Annotated in this window: 2 rRNA genes (1 of these 2 cut by a window edge); both read right to left on the reverse strand. The window is 54.2% G+C overall.

Going from position 1 to position 2,500, the window contains the following annotated elements:
- Window positions 1-9: 9 nt before the first annotated feature.
- Window positions 10-124 (reverse strand): 5S ribosomal RNA (gene rrf, locus CR918_RS20935).
- Between the two features lie 169 nt (window positions 125-293).
- Window positions 294-2,500: ribosomal RNA gene (locus tag CR918_RS20940) — 23S ribosomal RNA — on the reverse strand; it runs 674 nt beyond the window's last position.

Genomic DNA, 2,500 nt, shown 5'->3' on the forward strand with positions numbered 1-2,500 from the left:
GGGTATAAACCCTGGCGATGACCTACTCTCGCATGGCTTAGGCCACACTACCATCGGCGCAGCTACGTTTCACTTCCGAGTTCGGGATGGGATCGGGTGGTTCCATAGCGCTAATTTCACCAGGGAGGCGGTTGGAGTGTCGCCTGGGCGTCGTGTCTTTGCAGGGGGCGGGCATGATGCTGCCTGCGATGCAAAGAGACGCGCCTGAGCGCCTGCCTCTCGTTTGGTCTTGTGACGTAGCGTGCACTTGGATCTATCGACATGTCATGTCGGCCAAGGCAACTTGAGGTTATATGGTCAAGCCTCTCGGATCATTAGTATCAGTTAGCTCAATACATTGCTGTACTTACACACCTGACCTATCAACCACGTAGTCTACATGGTTCCTTCAGGGGGCTTGTGCCCCGGGAGATCTCATCTTGAGGCGCGCTTCCCGCTTAGATGCTTTCAGCGGTTATCGCTTCCGAACATAGCTACCCGGCAATGCCACTGGCGTGACAACCGGAACACCAGAGGTTCGTCCACTCCGGTCCTCTCGTACTAGGAGCAGCCCCTCTCAAATCTCCAACGCCCATGGCAGATAGGGACCGAACTGTCTCACGACGTTCTGAACCCAGCTCGCGTACCACTTTAAATGGCGAACAGCCATACCCTTGGGACCGACTACAGCCCCAGGATGTGATGAGCCGACATCGAGGTGCCAAACACCGCCGTCGATATGAACTCTTGGGCGGTATCAGCCTGTTATCCCCGGAGTACCTTTTATCCGTTGAGCGATGGCCCTTCCATACAGAACCACCGGATCACTAAGTCCTAGTTTCCTACCTGCTTGATCCGTCGATCTTGCAGTCAAGCACGCTTATGCCTTTGCACACAGTGCGCGATGTCCGACCGCGCTGAGCGTACCTTCGAGCTCCTCCGTTACTCTTTAGGAGGAGACCGCCCCAGTCAAACTACCCACCATACACGGTCCCCGATCCAGATAATGGACCCAGGTTAGAACGTCAAGCACGACAGGGTGGTATTTCAAGGATGGCTCCGCCACAGCTAGCGCCATGGTTTCATAGCCTCCCACCTATCCTACACAGACGAACTCAACGTTCAGTGTAAAGCTATAGTAAAGGTTCACGGGGTCTTTCCGTCTTGCCACGGGAACGCTGCATCTTCACAGCGATTTCAATTTCACTGAGTCTCGGGTGGAGACAGCGCCGCTGTCGTTACGCCATTCGTGCAGGTCGGAACTTACCCGACAAGGAATTTCGCTACCTTAGGACCGTTATAGTTACGGCCGCCGTTTACTGGGGCTTCGATCAAGAGCTTCGCCTTGCGGCTGACCCCATCAATTAACCTTCCAGCACCGGGCAGGCGTCACACCCTATACGTCCACTTTCGTGTTTGCAGAGTGCTGTGTTTTTGATAAACAGTCGCAGCGGCCTGGTTACTGCGACCCTCTTCAGCTATAGCTCGCACGAGCCACCAAAAAGGGTGCACCTTCTCCCGAAGTTACGGTGCCATGTTGCCTAGTTCCTTCACCCGAGTTCTCTCAAGCGCCTGAGAATTCTCATCCTACCCACCTGTGTCGGTTTACGGTACGGTCTGCGTAAGCTGAAGCTTAGGAGCTTTTCCTGGAAGCGTGGTATCAGCAACTTCGCCATAAAGGCTCGTCTCGGTGCTCGGTCTTAAAGGATCCCGGATTTGCCAAAGATCCAAACCTACCGCCTTTCCCCGGGACAACCAACGCCCGGTATGCCTAACCTTCTCCGTCCCTCCATCGCACTTACGCGAGGTGCAGGAATATTAACCTGCTTCCCATCGACTACGACTTTCGTCCTCGCCTTAGGGGCCGACTCACCCTGCGCCGATTAACGTTGCGCAAGGAAACCTTGGGCTTTCGGCGTGCGGGTTTTTCACCCGCATTATCGTTACTCATGTCAGCATTCGCACTTCCGATACCTCCAGCAGACTTCTCAATCCACCTTCAACGGCTTACGGAACGCTCCTCTACCGCGTACATATAAATATGCACACCCCAAGCTTCGGTTCTGTGCTTAGCCCCGTTAAATCTTCCCCGCAGACCGACTCGACCAGTGAGCTATTACGCTTTCTTTAAAGGGTGGCTGCTTCTAAGCCAACCTCCTGGCTGTCTGTGCCTTTCCACATGGTTTTCCACTTAGCACAAAATTTGGGACCTTAGCTGTGGGTCTGGGTTGTTTCCCTTTTCACGACGGACGTTAGCACCCGCCGTGTGTCTCCCATACAGTCCGTCTCGGTATTCGGAGTTTGCAATGGTTTGGTAAGTCGCGATGACCCCCTAGCCATAACAGTGCTCTACCCCCGAGAGGATACATATGAGGCGCTACCTAAATAGCTTTCGAGGAGAACCAGCTATCTCCGGGTTCGATTAGCTTTTCACTCCTAATCACAGCTCATCCCCGTCTTTTGCAACAGACGTGGGTTCGGGCCTCCAGTACCTGTTACGGCACCTTCACCCTGGCCATGA

Origin of the sequence: Stenotrophomonas indicatrix (assembly GCF_002750975.1) — a bacterium.
Lineage (GTDB): Bacteria > Pseudomonadota > Gammaproteobacteria > Xanthomonadales > Xanthomonadaceae > Stenotrophomonas > Stenotrophomonas indicatrix.